This window comes from Dokdonella sp. (assembly GCF_035511235.1).
Taxonomy (GTDB): domain Bacteria; phylum Pseudomonadota; class Gammaproteobacteria; order Xanthomonadales; family Rhodanobacteraceae; genus Dokdonella.
In genome coordinates, this window is record NZ_DATKFQ010000001.1 from 19511 (window position 1) to 36134 (window position 16624).

The following is a 16624-nucleotide window of genomic DNA, read 5'->3' on the forward strand; positions in this document are numbered from 1 at the left end:
GGGGTTCCCTATCTAGTAGCGCTTACGCGCGCCTTCGTTGCGTTGACGCCAATGACGTGGTGTCTGCTGTTCCCAGGAGCGGAACGCGCGTGTGAATGAGTTCGGCTCCACGAAGCCGAGCGCCATGGCAATGGCCACGGTGTCGAACTTGGTATTGGCGAGGAGACGCCTGGCGATCGTCCGCCTCACGTCAGCAAGTTGCTGCTGGAAGCTGGTCTCGTGTCCGTCCAGGCGACGCTGGAGCGTGCGCTTGCTGACATGAAGTCGGTCGGCGACTGCCGCAACGCTTGCCTGGCGACCTTCGCTGAGCTGGCGAGCGATGGTCACTCGCAGTTCCGCGATCGGAGCTGGATACCCCGCCCCTCTGGCCAACTCCCCATCGAGATCCCTTACGAGGCGAGCAAACGCGCCTCCGTCGGCGGTGACGAGAGGCGCATCGAGCGCGGATCTCTCAAATACCATGGCGTCGGACATCGCCCCGAAGATCACAGGACAACCGAAGTGGTTCCGGAGCATGTCGCGATCCTTGCCCGGGCGCGACAGCTCGAGCCTGATCGGTTTGACCTTCAAGCCTGTCCCGACTTTGGCCAGCTCGAACAACGAGGCCATCGTCATGTCGACGAGCAGTCGTGGCACTTCGCTCGTGGCTTGCAGCCAGCGGTAACGGACGATCGCTTCGCTCTGCGTGACTTCGACCTCGACAAGTTCCGGACATGTCAGGCGCTTGTAGCGGGACAGCGAGGCGAGCGCGCCCCTGAAGTCCGGGGCATGCAGGGCGACCAACGATGCGATGCCATAGCCGGAACTGATCGCTTTCGCTCCGAAGCTCAGACCCATGGACCGGTCGTCGAACTCCCGGTCTGCGGCTTCCCAGATGCGGAAGAAGTCTTTGGTCGTCCATCTGTTCGACGGTTCGACGCCCGCGTGCGCCAGAAGCCGGGCAAACGGTAGGCCGGCGTCCGTCAGGATGTCCTGGTGGATCGAGAACATGCTTGGCCCTTCCATGGTGCGACTATAGGCAGATGAGAGATGCCGGCAAATCCGATCACGCCAACCTTGCGATCCCCCTTCGAGGGCAAGGCATGGCGCGGTGACGTCCAACCGCCCGCCGGCAATGCGATCCAATGGGCCCAATGCCGGCTTGGGTCGGGGCGCGCGACGCATCGGCAGGGCGGTCACGCGTTGCACTAGGGCCTGTTAACACTAATTGTTAGACTATGCGCATGAAACTGACACCTGCGCAATTCGCCATCATCGAAGACTGCCTCCCCCGCCAGCGGGGCAACGTAACGTTGAGCAACATCCATGTGCTCAACGCTATATTGTTTGTGGCCGAGAATGGCTGCAAATGGCGCGCTCTGCCCAAGCGCTTCGGCAACTGGCACACGATCTACACCCGGATGAATCGCTGGGCCAAGGCCGGGGTTCTGGATCGAATCTTCGAGCGGATGCAGGCCGCCCAGCTGGTGCGCGTCCGGCTTGAGGCGGTCAGCCGGGACAGCACGATCGTGAAAGTGCATCCCGAGGGCACCGGCGCGCGAAAAGGAACGGTCCGCAATCGATCGGACGATCCCGCGGTGGTTGGACCACCAAAATTCATATGGCTGCCGCGGATTCCGGCTGCGCCTTAGCCTTCTCGCGGTCTCCCGGCCAAGCCGGCGACACACCGGCCGGCCGTGTCCTGCTGCGCACGCTGCCCGCACCGCCGGCTGGCTGCCATCTAGTGATGGATCGTGCTTACGAGAGCAATGAAACACGCCAACTGGCCCTGGACCTCGATTTGAGCCGGTCGTGCCGCCGCACCCACTGCGAACAAGCCCCTGGCGCTACAACACCGAGATCTATCGAAGAAGAAATGAAATCGAGGGGCTCTTCCGGCGTCTCAAAGGTTTCTGCCGCATCTTCAGCCGCTTCGATAAACTCGACGTCATGTTCGCTGGCTTCATCCACTTCGCATTGATCGTCGAATCACTGCATTAGTGTTAACAGGGCCTGGCGGCGGCCGGGACCGGCGCCGCGGTCGCACGCGGCCGGCGGTCAGCGCCGCATCGACCAGCGCCGCAACGGCACCGCGACGGTCAGCACTGCCAGAAAGACGCCGTAGGCGACCAGCATCGCCAGCACCTGTTTCCAGATCGCGCCGCTGGCCGGATTGGCGATGGCATAGCCCCAGCGCATGCCGGCGATGCTGAGCACGATCGACAGGACCAGCACGGCCAGATCGAACAGCTTGCGCTTGAGATGGCGCGGCTGGCGCGGGAACAGCCAGTACAGCGCGCCGAGGATCGCGAACCACGGCAGGAACAGGATGAAGGACAGGCCGATCTCGATCGTCGGGTTCATCGCCGGCTGCATCGTCAGTCTCCGCGGATGCCGTAGTAGGCGGCGACGTCGGCGGCGCTGACTGGCCGGTCCTGCTCGCCCCAGTTGCGGCGGATGTGGGTGACGATCGCGGCGATCTCGGCATTGCCCAGGCGCCCCGCGAACGGCGGCATCGAATGCGGCCGCGGATTGCCGGCCGTCGTCGGCGGCATGCCGCCGTACAGCACCAGCCGCACCGCGTTGACCGGATCGGGCGCGGTGACCGAGACCGCGCCGCGCAGCGGCGGGTAGTCGTGGCCGCGGCCTTCGCCGCTGTCGCCGTGGCAGCTCGCGCAGTGGTCCTGATAGAGGCGGCCGCCGTTGTGCGGATTGGCGGCCGGCTGCGCGGCGGCGTAGAGGAAGCGGCCGGCGTCGGGCTTCTCGTCGCCGCCGTGCGGCGGCACGCTTTTCAGATACGTCGCCATCGCGCGCGCATCGTCCGCGCGCAGATGGCGCAGGCTCGTATAGACGACCTCGGCCATCGAGCCGTACGCGGCGCCGTGCTCGCCGTTGCCGGTGACGAGGTAGTCGGCGAGCTGGTCGACGTCGTAGCGTGCGAGCTGGCGTGCGTCGAGCGGCGGCGCATACCAGCCTTGGCCCGGAATGCGGCCGCCGGCGAGATAGCCCTCGGTCGGCAGCGAGCCCTGCGCACCGCGCGTGCCGTGGCACATCGCGCAGTGGCCCAGACCATCGACGAGGTAACGCCCGCGCAGCCATCCCGGCGGCGCATCGGCCGGGGCCGGCGGCAGCGGCGCCGGCCGGTAGTGCAGCATGCGCCAGCCGACCAGCGCACCGCGCCAGCTGGCCGGCCATTGGAGGTCGTTCGGCGGCGGCAGGGCTTCGACCGGCGGCAGCGTGCGCAGGTACGCGAACAGCGCATCGAGGTCGGCATCGGTCAGGTGCGCGAAGTTCGCGTACGGAAACGCCGGATACAGCACGCCGTGGCGGCTGACGCCGTGGCGCATCGCGTGGCGGAACGCCTCGACCGACCAGTCGCCGAGGCCGGTGTTCGGATCCGGCGTCAGATTGGTGCTGTAGAGCGTGCCGTAGTCGGTGCGGAACGGACGCCCGCCGGCGAATGCGACGCCGCCGCGCACGGTGTGGCAGGTCAGGCAGTTGCCGATCCGCGCCAGATAGGCGCCTTCGGCCGCGTCGCCGGCCGCCGGCGCGGCCGCGGTGCCGGCCGGCAGGCGATACGGTGCGAGCCCGCCCTGGCGCAGCAGCAGGACGCCGCCGATCGCCGCGCCGAGCAGCAGCAGCGGCAATGCGATCAGCACGCTCCACAACGCGATGCGGCGGATCATGGCGTCACCTGCGCATGCGGGAGATCGCCGCAGGTGAGCGGCGGCATCAGGCTGCCCGGCGCGGCCGGCCGGTCGTGCGCACCGGGCGACTGGTGCGACAGATACTGGGCAACGATGCGGATGTCGGCCGGCGACAGCGCGGCGGCGATCCTGGCCATGCAGTCCGGTGTCTTCGAGCGGCGCGTGCCGTCGCGCCAGCTGCCGATCTGCGACACGATGTAGTCCTGCGGCAGACCGACCAGGGCCGGTACCGCCGGCTCCAGGCCGGTCAGCGCCGCGCCGTGGCAGGCGGTGCAGGCCGGCACGCCGGCCTGCGCATCGCCGTGATGGACCAGTTGCTCGGCGCGCTCGCGTACCGCCGCCGGCAGCGCCGGCGCGCCGACGTCGGCGGCCTGCGTATGCGGCGGCTGCGCGGCGTAGTAGGCGGCGATCTCGGCGATGTAGGCATCGTCCATGTACTGCGTCAGCCAGACCATCTGCCAGTAGTGACGGCGACCGTCGCGGAACGCCTGCAGCTGCTCGACCAGATAGCCGGCCGGCTTGCCGGCCAGGTGCGGATAGTAGGTCGAACCGGCGACGCCTTCGCCGCGCTCGCCGTGGCAGGCCGCGCAGGCGGCCAGGCGTTCGCGCAGATCCGCTTCGGCGCTCTGCGCCGATGCGGCGCCGAACGCCAGCAGGGCGGTACAGGCCAGACGCGCAAGGGTGCGGGCACAGGCTCCAGGTCGGGGCGGGGCGGGGTGCGGAGCGTTCACGGGCGAGGTTTCGCGGTCGGTCGAAGGGGCGAGGCTCATGCGGCGGCACCGAACGCGCGCACCAGCCGGCCGAGCGTGGCCAGTCCGGTCTCGCTGCGTTCGTCCCAGGCATGGCCGTAGTTCAGGCGCAGGCAGTGGTCGAAGCCGCCGCGCGCCGAGAAGATCGGGCCCGGCGCGATGCTGACGCCGTGCGAGAGCGCGTAGCGGTGCAGGTCCAGCGTGCGCACGTGCGGCGGCAGCTCGACCCAGAGGAAATAGCCGCCGTCCGGCCGCGTCGTGCGCGTCTCGTCCGGGAAATGCCGCGCGACCGATTGCAGCAGGGCGTTCTGCTGCACCGACAGCGTGTGGCGCAGCTGGCGCAGATGCTTGTCGTAGCCGCCCTTCTCGAGATACGCGGCCAGCGTCGCCTGCGCCGGGATCGACGCGCCGAGGCTGCTGCTGAGCTTGAGGCGGGTGACCGCGCGCGTGAAGCGGCCCGGTGCGGTCCAGCCGATCCGGTAGCCGGGCGCCAGGCACTTGGAGAACGAGGCGCAGTGCATGACCCAGCCCTCGCCGTCGTAGGCCTTGGCCGGCACCGGACGGCGCGCGCCGAAGTACAGCTCGCCGTAGACGTCGTCCTCGATCAGCGGCACCTGGTGCCGCGTCGCCAGCGCGACCAGATCGCGCTTCTTCGCATCGGGCATCAGGCTGCCGAGCGGATTCTGGAAATTGGTCATCAGCCAGCAGGCCCTGGGCCGGTGGCGTTCGAAAACCTGCGCCAGCGCGGCCAGGTCGATGCCCTCGCGCGGATGCGTCGGCACCTCGATCGCATGCAGGCCGTTGCGCTCCAGCGCCTGCAGCGCTGCGTAGAACGTCGGCGACTCGACGGCGACCGCATCGCCCGGCCGCGTCACCGCGGCCAGACACAGGTTCAGCGCCTCGAGCGCGCCGTTGGTGACGACGATGTCCTCGGTACGTACGTGGAGGCCGTCGGTCAGGTAGCGCAGCGCGATCTGCCGGCGCAGCCGCGCATTGCCCTGGCCGAGGTCGTCGACGCTGCTCCACGGATCGAGCCTCGGCACCGTCGCCGCCATCACGCGCGCCAGGCGCTGCAGCGGGAACAGCTGCGGGCTCGGGAACGCCGAGCCGAGCGGCACCACGTCGCGTTCGGCGGTCGATTCGAGCACCTCGAACACGCGCTCGCTGATCGCCACCGGCGCCGATTCGGGTTCCGGCAGGTCGGCCTGTTCGGCTTCGGGCAGCAGCGCCTGCGAGCCGGCCGTCACGTAGTAGCCGGAACGGTCGCGCGCACGGATCAGGCCGCGCGCCTCGAGCAGGTAGTAGGCCTGGAACACCGTCGAGGGGCTGACCTGGCGCGCCACGCTGGCCTGGCGCACCGACGGCATCCGGTCGCCGGGACGCAGCACGCCGCTGCGGATCGATTCGGCGATGGCGTCGGCGAGGGCTTCGTAGCGCTTCATGGCAGGGGACGGCGCGGAACACGGTCGGGAGCGGGCTGCCGCATTGTCGGGCCCGCGGCCGCGGCGCAACAGAGCCAGTTGTCCGGAAAAACACCGGATCAGTTGCCGCGTCCGGGGCGACTGATCCGGCCGCCGGTCGGCGAACCGGCGATCCGCGGGGCGATCCGTGCGCGTTCGCGCGTCCGTCGCCGCGCCAGAGGTCACGACCGTGACCTTCGGCCCTGCTGCGGCGTTTCGGCGCAGGCTCCAATGCGGCCCACACCACCGCACACCTGCCGGAGATGCCGATGTCGATCACCCGTCGCGATCTATTCCGTCTTGGCGCGCTGGCCGGCGCGGCTGCGCTGTCGGCCAACGTGCTCGGCGCCGCCGCACCGACGCCGCCGCCGGCCGCGGCGCGGCCGCTGCGCATCCTGATCCTCGGCGGCACCGGCTTCGTCGGGCCGCATCAGGTCCGCTACGCGCTCGCGCGCGGCCACAAGGTCACGCTGTTCAATCGCGGCCGCCGCACGCGCGAATGGCCGGCCGAGGTCGAGCAGCTGACCGGCGACCGCAACGAGGGCGCGCTGGATGCGCTCAAGGGCCGCGAATGGGATGTGTGCATCGACAATCCGACCAGCATCCCGTTCTGGGTGCGCGATGTCGGCAAGGTGCTCAAGGGCAAGGTCGGCCAGTACGTGTTCGTCTCGACGATCTCGGTCTACGAGGCCAGCACGGCCGCCGACGCCGACGAGACCGCGGCGTTGGCGACCTATACCGGCAAGGACATCATGAAGGAGACGCAGACCTCGCTGCGCGCCGACATGAGCCTGTACGGACCGCTCAAGGCGGCCTGCGAGGCCGAGGCGCGCAAGTGGTTCGGCGACAATACGACGATCGTGCGGCCGGGCCTGATCGTCGGTCCCGGCGACGAGACCGATCGCTTCACGTACTGGCCGGTGCGGCTGGCCGCCGGCGGCGACGTGGTCGCACCGGGCAACGGCAGCGATCCGGTGCAGTTCATCGACGCGCGCGATCTGGCCGAATGGATGATCCGCCTGGTCGAGGCCAAGGTCACCGGCATCTACAACGCGACCGGACCGGACTACACGATGCGCACCGACGCGATGCTCTACGGCATCCGCGCGACCAATACCGCCGGCGCGCGCCTGCACTGGATTCCGGCCGATTTCCTCGCCGCGCAGGACGTCGCGCCCTGGCGCGACATGCCGGTATGGCTGCCCGGCACGGGCGAGACCGCCGGCTTCGCGCGGCGCAGCATCCGGCGTGCGCTCGAGCGCGGGCTGACGTTCCGTCCGCTGGCGACGACCGCGGCCGACACGCTGACCTGGTTCCAGCAGCAGCCGGCCGAGCGCCAGGCCAAGCTCGGCGCCGGCCTGAAGCGCGAGCGCGAGGCCGAGGTGCTCAAGGCCTGGCAGGCCAGGCAGGCCGGCTGAGGCGCGACAGGCGCGCGCGGCCGCACTGCGGTCGCGCCGTACGCCGGTCCCGGCGGTAGAACGGAGCGCCCGGGCGCGGTGCTCAGCGCCAGCCGGCGAGCACGTGCCGGACCGCGCGCTCGAGCCGGTCGTCCAGCGCCGGATCCGCGACCGGGGCCTGTGCGGTCCAGCGCTCGAGCAGGGCCACGAGCCGTGCTTCCGGTCCGCCTTCGGCGTCGCCGCCGCGCAGCCGCGCCGACAGCCGGCCGACCTGCAGATCGAGACGGCGCTGACGGTCCTCGTCCGGCGAATCGATGCCGGCGAGCGCTTCGAGCTCGACCAGGCAGTCGCGCAGCGCCTCTGTGTCCGCGGCCGACGGCGCCGCGATCGCGGCGCCCGCCAGTGCGCGCTCGAACCGTGCGGACAGCGCCGCAGCCGCCACCGGTGTCGCGTCGATCGCAGCGAGGTCGCTGCGCACGCCGTCCGCGTCGCGCTCGCCGCGCTCGGCGGCGCGGCACAGTGCATAGGTCGTCAGCCAGGCGTCGAAGCCGGCGCGCCGTTCTGCGCGCAGGCGCCGCTCGGCAGCTTCGCGCAACGCATCCTGCGCGGTACGGAAGCGCCGCTGCAGGTCGTCGTCGCGCAGGCCGAGCGCCTGCCAGGCCTGCTCGATCCGGGTCTGCGCGGCACGCTCGGCGCGCTCCGCGGCGGCCAGTGATTCCAGCTCCGCGCACAGGGCGGCGGCGCTCTCGCGCGCCGCCTGCGCCTGCGCATCGCGCGCCGCGCGTTCGCCGTCGGCGCGCGCGAACACCGCGTCGATCGCCGCGCGGAACGCGGTCCACTGCTGCTGGTCGCGTGCGCGCCGGCCGTTGCCGGCGGCCTGCCAGCGGCGCTGCAGATCCTTGGCGCTCGCGATCGCGCTGCGCAGGTCCGCGTCGGCGGCCAGTGCCTCGGCGGCGCCGATCAGGCGCTGCTTGGCGGCCTCGATCGCGCCGTCATGTTCGGCGATGCGCGCGTCCAGCGTCGCCAAGGCTGTGCGCAGCCGTTCGGCCAGCGTCTTGCGCTCGCGCGGATCGACGCGGTCGAGCGCACGCAGGGCGTCGGCGATCTCGCGGCGGCGCGCGGCCAGCGCGCGCACGTCGAGCGCCGCCGCGTTCGGATCGTCGAGCCCTTCGAGCAGCGCAGCGATCGCCTGGGCCTGGGTCTGGCGCAGCGCGTCGCGTTTCTCGAAATAGGCGCGGGTCGGCTTGATCGCTTCGCGGCAGGCGGCATGGAAGCGGCGGATCAGACCGCCGCCGCCGCGTCCGCCGTCGTGCGCATCGAGTCGTGCCCATTCGGCCTGCGCTTCGCGCACGCGCGTGGCGACGGCGTCCGGATGCAGGCCGCTCGCGGCCAGCGCCTCGATCTCGCCGCACAAGGCCTCGCGGCGCTGATCGTCGCTCCAGCGCTGCCAGCGTGCGATCTGCGCGTAGCGGCCCTCGGCATCGGCCAGGCGCCGGGCGATCGCCTCGTCCGGCGCCTCGTGCAGGGCCTGGCGCGCCGCGGCGAGGCGGGCATGCGCCTGATGGGCCGGGCCGCTCTGGCCGCCGTCGAGCGCCGCCTCCAGCGCGCCGAGCGCCGCGCCGAGCGCGGCGTGCCGGCGCTCGCGCTCGGCGCGGCGGCGTTCGGTCTCGGCCGGGTCGTCGCGCCGCTTCGGTGCAGCCGCCGGCATCGCGGCCGGCGTCGGCGCTGCCGGCACCGGCGCCGGCGCGTTGGCGAGCTCGCCGAGGCGGGCCACGATCGCCGACAGCCGCTGTTCGTGCGCTTCGCGCAGGCTGCCGCCGGCGTCGTCGACGGCGCTCCAGCGCTCGGCCAGTGCATCGAAGCGCTGGCCGATCGCGTCGCGCTGCTCGACCGCATCGCGCCCGGCCAGCGCGTGCTCGATCGCCGCGATCTCCTCGCCGATCGCCTCGATCTCGGCGCCGCGGCGGCGCAGCGCGGCCATCTGCTCGGGATCGCGGCGCAGCGCGAGCAGGTCGCCGGCGGCCTGGAAGCGGGTCCGGAACGACGCCGGCGCACGATCGGCGATCGCATTCCAGCGCGCCTGCAGCGCGGCGTCGTCATCGGCCGCGGAGTGATCGCCTTCACGCAGGCGCCGTTCGAGCTGCTCGCAGATCCGGCGCGCTTCCTCGGCGATCGCGGCGTCGTCGCCGCGCGCGAGGCGTCCGGCCTCGATCTTGTCTTTGGCGCGACGGTAGACCTGCTTGTCGCGCTTGCGGCTGCGCTCGGCGATGCGTTCGAGCAGGGCTTCGTCGTCGATGCGTTCGACCACGGACAGCCGCAGTTTCGCATCGGGTTCGGCGGTCGCGCGCTCGACCAGCAGGGCCGGCCGCGTCACGCGGATCAGCGCCGCGGCGCGCAGCTCGGTCTCGGCGGCGTGCTCGGCGAGATGTTCGATCAGCCGCGGCGCGTCCTGCGCGGCGGCCAGCCGCAGGCGTTCGGTCAGCGGCGGCGACTGCGCATGGCGGCCGGCCAGCAGGTCGAACCACAGCGCGCGCGCCGCCTCGCGGTTGCCGGCATCCGGATCGTCCTGCGCCAGCGCCTGGGCGAGGCCCGGATCGGCCAGGCGCCGGAGCGCCGCCAGGCGCACGCCGGCATCGGCGTCGCCGCGCGCGATCTGTGGCAGCGCGGCCGCCAGCTCGGGCGCCGCGTCGGCGCTGACGGCGGCCAGGCGCACGGCGGCGTCGGCGGACTGCCAGCGCGGTTTGAACAGCTTGCGGACGAAGTTCACTAGATCAGCTTCCCGAAGATCCGAAGGCCGGCCGCCCAGGTGCCGAACATCATGCCGATGTTCGTGAACATGAAGACCAGCAGCGTGCGCGAGACGCGGTTCTTCCACCAGCCGGTCCAGTGCGTGACGTCGTCGCGCAGTTGATCGAAGTCGGCCACGCGCGGCCGGTGTAGCCAGACCTCGACCGCAGCGCTGGCGGCGCCGGACGGCACGCCGGGGCGGAACGGCTTGAGCGGCGCGACGACGAACGCGGCCAAGGCGCTGAGCGGATGGCCGCCGCCGGCCAGCGCGCCGAGCGCGGCGCCGATGCCGGTGCCGAGCACCCAGACCAGCAGCGCGTCGGTGCCGAAGTCGGCGCCGCGCGCGAACAGCAGCGCGATCGCCGCGGCGATCGCCGCGAACACCGCCAAGCCGACGATCTTCGGCCACGGCGAGGGCGGCGGCGATTCGGCCAGGCGCTGCTGCAGCGGCCCGGGCGGTTCGGTCTGCTCGACCAGTTCGCGCTCGATGCCGGCCATGTGGCCGGCACCGATGACGACGAGGACGCGCGCGACCGGCGTGGTGGCGCGTTCGGCCTCCTCGCGCAGGTGCGCGCTCATGTAGCGGTCGCGCTCGGCGATCAGGGCCTCGTACAGCGGCGGCGATTCCTTCGCGAACTCGCCGAACATGCTGCCGAGCATGTCGCCCTGCTTGAGCTTCTCGATCTCGCTTTCCTCCACCTCCTCGCGCGAGAGCAGGCTGCCGGCGAGGCCGGCCATCAGGCCCATGCGCTCGACGAAGCCGACGCTGCGGATCGCACGGCGCAGCGTGATGCCGACCTCGCGATCGATCAGCCACAGCGGCAGGCCGCGCGACTCGGCCTCGTCGATCGCGGCCTTCATCTCGGCGCCCGGCTCGATGCCGAACTGCTCGGCGATGCGGCGCTGGAACGCACCGAGCGCGAGGTTGGCCGCGACCAGGCCGACCTTGCGCTGGCGGATCACCTGGAACAGGTCCAGGTTGCGCAGCGCGTCAGGATCCTTGATCGAACGGAAGCGCGGCTCGCACAGCTCCACGGCGATCGCGTCGAAGGTCTCGTCGCGGACGATCGCGTGCACGGCCTCGACGCTGGCGCGCGAGACGTGGGCGGTGCCGAGGATCACGTACTCGACGCCGTCGCGGCGGACCCGCGCGATCGGCTGGCCGGCCAGCGCGTCGGCCGCTGCGGGCGGGGTGTTCGGTTCGGGCAGGGTGGCCGGCGCGGTGGCGGCTTCGGGCGGGATCGACACGATGCGGCGCCGTCAGTCGCGGTAGCGCTTGAGCAGATCGGCGTAGGCGTCGATCCGGCGGTCGCGCAGGAACGGCCAGATCCGCCGCACCGACTCGCTGCGCGCGAGGTCGACCTCGACGATCAGCAGCTCGCGGCGGTCCTCCGCCGCCTGCGCGATGAACTCGCCCTGCGGACCGGTCACGAAGCTCGATCCCCAGAACTGAATGCCGCGGCCGCCGTCGGGCGCGGCCTCGAAGCCGTAGCGGTTGCAGGCCAGCACCGGAATGCCGTTGGCGACCGCGTGCGCGCGCTGGATCGTGATCCAGGCATCGCGCTGGCGCGTCTTCTCGGCCGGCTCGTCGGACGGATCCCAGCCGATCGCCGTCGGGTACAGCAGCAGCTCGGCGCCGGCCAGCGCCATCATGCGCGCGGCCTCCGGATACCACTGGTCCCAGCACACCAGCACGCCGAGGCGGCCGACCGAGGTCTCGATCGGATTGAAGCCGAGGTCTCCCGGCGTGAAGTAGAACTTCTCGTAGTAGGCCGGATCGTCCGGGATGTGCATCTTGCGGTACTTGCCGGCGATCGTCGCCGAGCGGTCGAACACGACGGCGGTGTTGTGGTAGAGGCCGCCGGCGCGCCGCTCGAACAGCGAGGACACCAGCACCAGCTTGAGCTCTGCAGCCAGCGCGCCGAGCTTCTCGGTGCTGTAGCCGGGAATCGCCTCGGCGCGGTCGAACTCCTCGACGTTCTCGTGCTGGCAGAAGTACGGGCCGTTGTGCAGCTCCTGCAGCAGCACCAGTTCAACCCCGGCCGCGGCGGCTTCGCGCAGGCCGGCCTCGATCGCGGCGAGGTTGGCATCGCGGCTGCCGCGGTTGGATTCCTGCAGCAGCGCGACCTTGAGAGTCTTGTTCATCGGTGTCCCGGAAAGCGAGCGACGCAAGGCCGGCGATGGTACCGCGGTTCGGGCTTCGTCATCGACCTCGGCACCTGCTGCCTGTCGAGGCACCGGAACCCTTTGATCGGATTGCATTCGTCATGGCCTGTCTGCCGCGGAAGCGGCCACTCTGTGAGGCACGTCAGCATCGCGGATGCATTCGTCGCCAAGGGTGTCGAATCGCCTTCGACGTGGCGTGCACGTCACTTGAGATTCGAAGATAAGGTCATCGGCGGAATGGCGAAGGCGCCTCGATTCTGGACTGCCTCGTCAATCACCCTGTCTTTCTGCCCAGGCGGGGCTGGACAAAAACCACGAATTGCCGAGGCAGCGGTTGCGCAATTATGTGGTTTACTGCTGACCTGTGATAAGCAGATTAATCGGCGCGTCCGCGGACGCGTCGCGTCGCGTCGAGGGAGCGGAACAGGGAGCAAGGGATGAGCTACAGCGCGCGTCGCACCGTTTGCACCGCGGTCGGTGGGGAAGGGGCGAGATCGGCACCTGGGACTTTTCCAAGGCGGAGTCCTCCGTCAGCCGCATCGAACGCCGTCGCTTGCACGTTGCGGCGATGGGCGGCCCTACTGTTCGCAGCGCTCGTTTTCTGGACAGGAGCATGGTCCAGCCCAGCATCTGCAGTGACCATCACCTCGTTCACGCCGACACGTGGAGAACCTGACACGCTCGTCAGGATCAATGGCACAGGCTTCGGCACGAGTACGGAAGACGTCATCGTCACCTTCAACGGTGCGGAGGCGTCAATCGGAAGCGGTACGTCGACGCGCCTCAATGTCTATGTTCCATACGAGGCGACCAGTGGTCCGATTAGCGTAACCGTCAACGGCCAGACCGCGACCAGCAGCGGCACTTTTCGCGCGGCGCCTCGAATTCTTGGCCTGACGCCTGGGGGCGCGGTCGGAAGCAACGTGACGATCCGAGGCATCAACTTCGGCGAGACGCCGGCGGCGAACCAGGTCAGCTTCAATGGCGTCGCTGCCACCGTCGTGTCGGCCTCCGCGACAGAGCTGGTCGCAACCGTGCCGAACGGTGCCACCACCGGTCCGATCACCCTCGGCGCCTACAGCTTCTCGACCGCCTCACAGGTCAACTTTGTCGTCACATCTGCGCCGGTATCGACGAGCAGCGAGTTGCTCTACGTCTCCTCGAATGGCGCGGCCGACAGCGGTGGCGTGATCGTGCTCGACACCGAATCCTACGAGCCTATCGCCGCAATCGCGACCGGCGGCCTCACGGGAGGGATGATCTCGAACCCGGCCGGCTCGCGGGTCTACGCGATCAATTCGCTGGACGACACCGTATCTGTTCTCGATACGGCGACCCATACCGTGCTGGCCACGATCGACACGGACTCGGCTCCGGCGCGTCTATTTCTCGATACCTCCAGCAGCTTCCTCTACGTGGTGTGTACGGATCGAGTGACCGTCATCGACCTCGCCGCGAACACGGTGGCCGCGTCAATCGATCCGGGCATCGGTGTGGGCTACGGGAATACCTACGCCGCCATGCGCGATGCTGCTGCGAATCGGCTCTACGTGGTCTACTACCGCAGCGGTGGGGCCGACAACTTCCACATCGCCCGTATCAGTATGGCGACCGGCGCACTCATCGACAGCCGCCCGATGGCTGGCGTGGCGAACTTCGGCAGCTTCGCCGCAGATCCTAGCGGCGCGCGCTTCTACTTCGAGGAGTACTCGCAGCTCCATCAGTTCGACGTCGTTGCCGGTTCCGTCAGCAACACCTTCTTCATCGACTTCGGATCGTTCCGGGTGCGTCCGCTACTCGGCATCACGGGTGACCCGGTGTATGCACTGCGTTTCGCTTCGCCCGGCAATCTCTATGCGATCGAGCCCGCAACCGGTAACCAGCGCTGGAACCTCGAACTGCCGAGCTACCCGGATGGGATCGTAATGGGACCTGGGGAATCGGAAGCCTACCTGCCGATGGGATCCGACGTGCTCTCCATCGTAAATCTGCATGACCCCGCCGTGTCGGCGACCATCGCGCTGGGGGGCGACAGTATCAGTGCACTGGCCACCAGTGCCGGCGGGGAGCGGATCTACGCACTCGATGCAATGGGTGCCTTGCAGGCTGTCGGCACTCAAGACCAGGCTGTTCTGGTATCCGCGCTGCTCAGCGGTCCGGGCCAGATCCTGGTCGTCAACACCGTGACGGCAGATCGGCTCCGCGTTGCGAGGCGGCAGCATGAGACGGCATTCGGGGACGTGCATGTCGATGTGCCGTTCGAGGTCGTCGTACAGGCACACCACGCCGATGGGCCGACGAACGTCGTTGCACCCACCGTGGTGAGCATTGCGTTGGCGTCGGGGACGGTTGGCACTCTGACCGGCTCGGGGGGCTGCACGATTCCGGCGGGCGGCAGCTACTGTCTCGCACGCGGGCTGGTGATCGATACCCGGCAGTCGGCAGCGCAGCTAGTGCTGACGGCGACGTCGGGGGACACGCTGGCGCCGGTGACCAGTCTTCCGTTTGCCGTGATCGGCACGGTCGAACCGGTCATCACAGGTCTGGATCCCGACCGCGGTCCGGTGGGCGCTACCGTCCGGATCATCGGCACCGACCTGAAGCAGGACTCGGCGATCGAACCGGAGGTATCGTTCAACGGCGTTCCGGCCGTCGTGACGACCAGCACAGACGAGGAGATCGTCGTCACGGTGCCGGTGGGCGCGACGACCGGACCGGTATCGGTCCACGTGTCCGGCTCGACAGCGGCGAGCCCAGGCGATTTCACCGTGCTGCCGGTACCGGCAATCGTCATCACGAACGTCGATCCGCCGGTGACGCTGTTCGGCAGCGCCTATACAGCGACGGTCACTTTGACCAAGCCGTCACCGGCCGATCCGACGCCGAGCGGCATGGTGACCGTCACCGACTTGACCAACCTGGTCAGTTGCACGTTCACGCTGCCGCAGACCGGGTGCAGCCTGATCGCGCCGCAGACCTCGCCCAACAGTATCGTGCTGTCGGCAACGTACGCGGGCGACGCCGTCTACGGCGAAGTTACCTCGGCGACGTTCCAACATCGCATCGCCTATAACAAGGCGGTCATCGAGATCGGCAACATGGTTCCCGAAACCGCGCAGGCCGGACAAGGATCGTTTGTGTTCTTCACGATCACCCCTGTGTCAGGGAACTGGAGCACCTCCTTGCTGCCGATCGGCTATGTGCAGATCACCGACGGCGCGAACAACTGCTCGTACGGCACTCAGTTTACCGAGCTTTCGGGCGGCGGGTGTGCACTCGGCTCGCCTGCGGCGGGCACACGCACCATCAGGGCCTACTTTCCCGGCGACTACAACTATGCGACCGCTTGGTCGGAGCCGGTCACCCAATCGGTCAGTTCCCCCGGTGGCGCCGTACCCTTGCCACCCGGCACGGAGTTGTGCGGGTTCGACCCGGACGCCGAGTACCCGCCGCAATCAGGATTCGTCCCTGTCGCACAGCTGAGCGGCGGCGTTCCCTCACTGGGGCTGGAGCGCTCCATCAACGGCAGCGGTCCAGTTAGCGTCGTGGTGACATCCCCGATGGCCGGCAGTACCGTCAACGGCCACTCGGTCGATGTCGCCGGCACGTTCCAGGGTCCGGTCAATACCGGGATCACCGTGAACGGCGTCGTGGCCGCCACAGCCAACGGACAATTCCTGGCGGTGGCCGTCCCGATTGAGACTGGCACCAACACACTCAACTTAATTGCGACCACGATGACCGGAAGCACCGCGACTGCGAGCGTGACCGTACAAGCTAATGCAGATCCTGCGCCGCTTGCGATCGAAGCCGTGGACCTGGTGGGACAAGTTGGACTGGGTCCGTTCCAGGCCGTTTTCCGCGTCGACCTTGACCATTTGCCCAGTGGCGTGACGGTCTCCAACATTGGGCTGGATCTCAATGGTGACGGACTTGCGGAGTATCGCGGCGCGACGCTGGATGGGGCTCCTAACGCCTACACCTTCCCACGCCCGGGCCTGTACCGGGCGAGGGTCGACATCAATCAGAGCGATATCGTCGCCTATCGGTACATTCTCGTACGGGACCGGGTCGCGCAGCGCAGCATGCTCTGCGACATCTTTGGCTATCTCAGAGACCGGCTGGCGGCACAAGACCTGGTCAGCGCAGCCCACGCGTTCCACCCAGACCGGCGGACCGAGTACCTCGATGTGCTCACAACGCTCGGCGCGCAGATGCCACTGTTCGCTGAGCGCCTCGGGACGGTCGTGGACGGTCAGTTCACCGGAACCATGGCGGACCTGACGCTGGTTCGCGATCAGAACGCCGAGACGCGCAGCGGCTACCCGTTGCGCCTAATGCAGGGACCCGACGGCGTCTGGCGCATCCTGGAGATGTGA

General features: G+C 69.3%; 10 protein-coding genes and 1 pseudogene. 3 read left to right on the top strand and 8 right to left on the bottom strand.

Going from position 1 to position 16624, the window contains the following annotated elements; translation table 11 throughout:
• Positions 1–12: 12 nt before the first annotated feature.
• Positions 13–990 (bottom strand): AraC family transcriptional regulator, encoded by a 978-nt coding sequence (locus tag VMR06_RS00085; protein ID WP_325371714.1) that lies wholly within the window; start codon positions 988–990, stop codon positions 13–15.
• Between the two features lie 233 nt (positions 991–1223).
• Here VMR06_RS00085 and VMR06_RS00090 point away from each other — a divergent pair.
• Positions 1224–1980: pseudogene (locus VMR06_RS00090) on the top strand (IS5 family transposase).
• Between the two features lie 57 nt (positions 1981–2037).
• Here the strand turns inward: VMR06_RS00090 and VMR06_RS00095 are convergent.
• From VMR06_RS00095 to VMR06_RS00110, 4 genes are read right to left on the bottom strand one after another with little or no spacing between them, the layout of a single operon-like run.
• On the bottom strand, positions 2038–2355 hold the full coding sequence (locus VMR06_RS00095; RefSeq protein ID WP_325371716.1) for a hypothetical protein: 318 nt from the start codon (positions 2353–2355) through the stop codon (positions 2038–2040).
• 2 nt (positions 2356–2357) lie between these two features.
• Positions 2358–3665 carry a c-type cytochrome gene (locus VMR06_RS00100; RefSeq protein WP_325371718.1) on the bottom strand — a complete coding sequence of 436 codons (1308 nt, stop codon included), beginning with the start codon at positions 3663–3665 and terminating at the stop codon, positions 2358–2360.
• A complete protein-coding gene (locus tag VMR06_RS00105; protein WP_325371720.1) occupies positions 3662–4417 on the bottom strand; it encodes a c-type cytochrome in 756 nt (251 codons plus the stop codon). Before VMR06_RS00105 ends, VMR06_RS00100 begins: the two co-directional genes overlap by 4 nt.
• A gap of 35 nt (positions 4418–4452) precedes the next feature.
• Entirely contained in the window at positions 4453–5877 is a 1425-nt protein-coding gene (locus VMR06_RS00110) for a PLP-dependent aminotransferase family protein (RefSeq protein WP_325371722.1), read from the bottom strand.
• A 287-nt stretch (positions 5878–6164) separates the two neighbouring features.
• Between VMR06_RS00110 and VMR06_RS00115 the strand changes: the two genes are divergently transcribed.
• Complete coding sequence (locus VMR06_RS00115; RefSeq protein WP_325371724.1) at positions 6165–7313, top strand: NAD-dependent epimerase/dehydratase family protein; 1149 nt, start codon at positions 6165–6167, stop codon at positions 7311–7313.
• 82 nt (positions 7314–7395) lie between these two features.
• On the opposite strand, the gene VMR06_RS00120 is transcribed toward VMR06_RS00115, so the two are convergent.
• The 3 genes from VMR06_RS00120 to VMR06_RS00130 are packed head-to-tail and all read right to left on the bottom strand — an operon-like array spanning position 7396 to position 12224.
• Positions 7396–10059 carry a DUF349 domain-containing protein gene (locus VMR06_RS00120; RefSeq protein WP_325371726.1) on the bottom strand — a complete coding sequence of 888 codons (2664 nt, stop codon included), beginning with the start codon at positions 10057–10059 and terminating at the stop codon, positions 7396–7398.
• Positions 10059–11288: a TraB/GumN family protein gene (locus VMR06_RS00125; RefSeq protein ID WP_325371929.1), complete on the bottom strand. Its 1230-nt coding sequence runs from the start codon at positions 11286–11288 to the stop codon at positions 10059–10061. Before VMR06_RS00125 ends, VMR06_RS00120 begins: the two co-directional genes overlap by 1 nt.
• A gap of 51 nt (positions 11289–11339) precedes the next feature.
• Positions 11340–12224, bottom strand: a complete 885-nt coding sequence (locus tag VMR06_RS00130) for a carbon-nitrogen hydrolase (protein WP_325371728.1) — start codon at positions 12222–12224, stop codon at positions 11340–11342.
• A gap of 656 nt (positions 12225–12880) precedes the next feature.
• On the opposite strand from VMR06_RS00130, the gene VMR06_RS00135 reads away from it, so the two are divergent.
• Complete coding sequence (locus VMR06_RS00135; RefSeq protein ID WP_325371730.1) at positions 12881–16624, top strand: IPT/TIG domain-containing protein; 3744 nt, start codon at positions 12881–12883, stop codon at positions 16622–16624.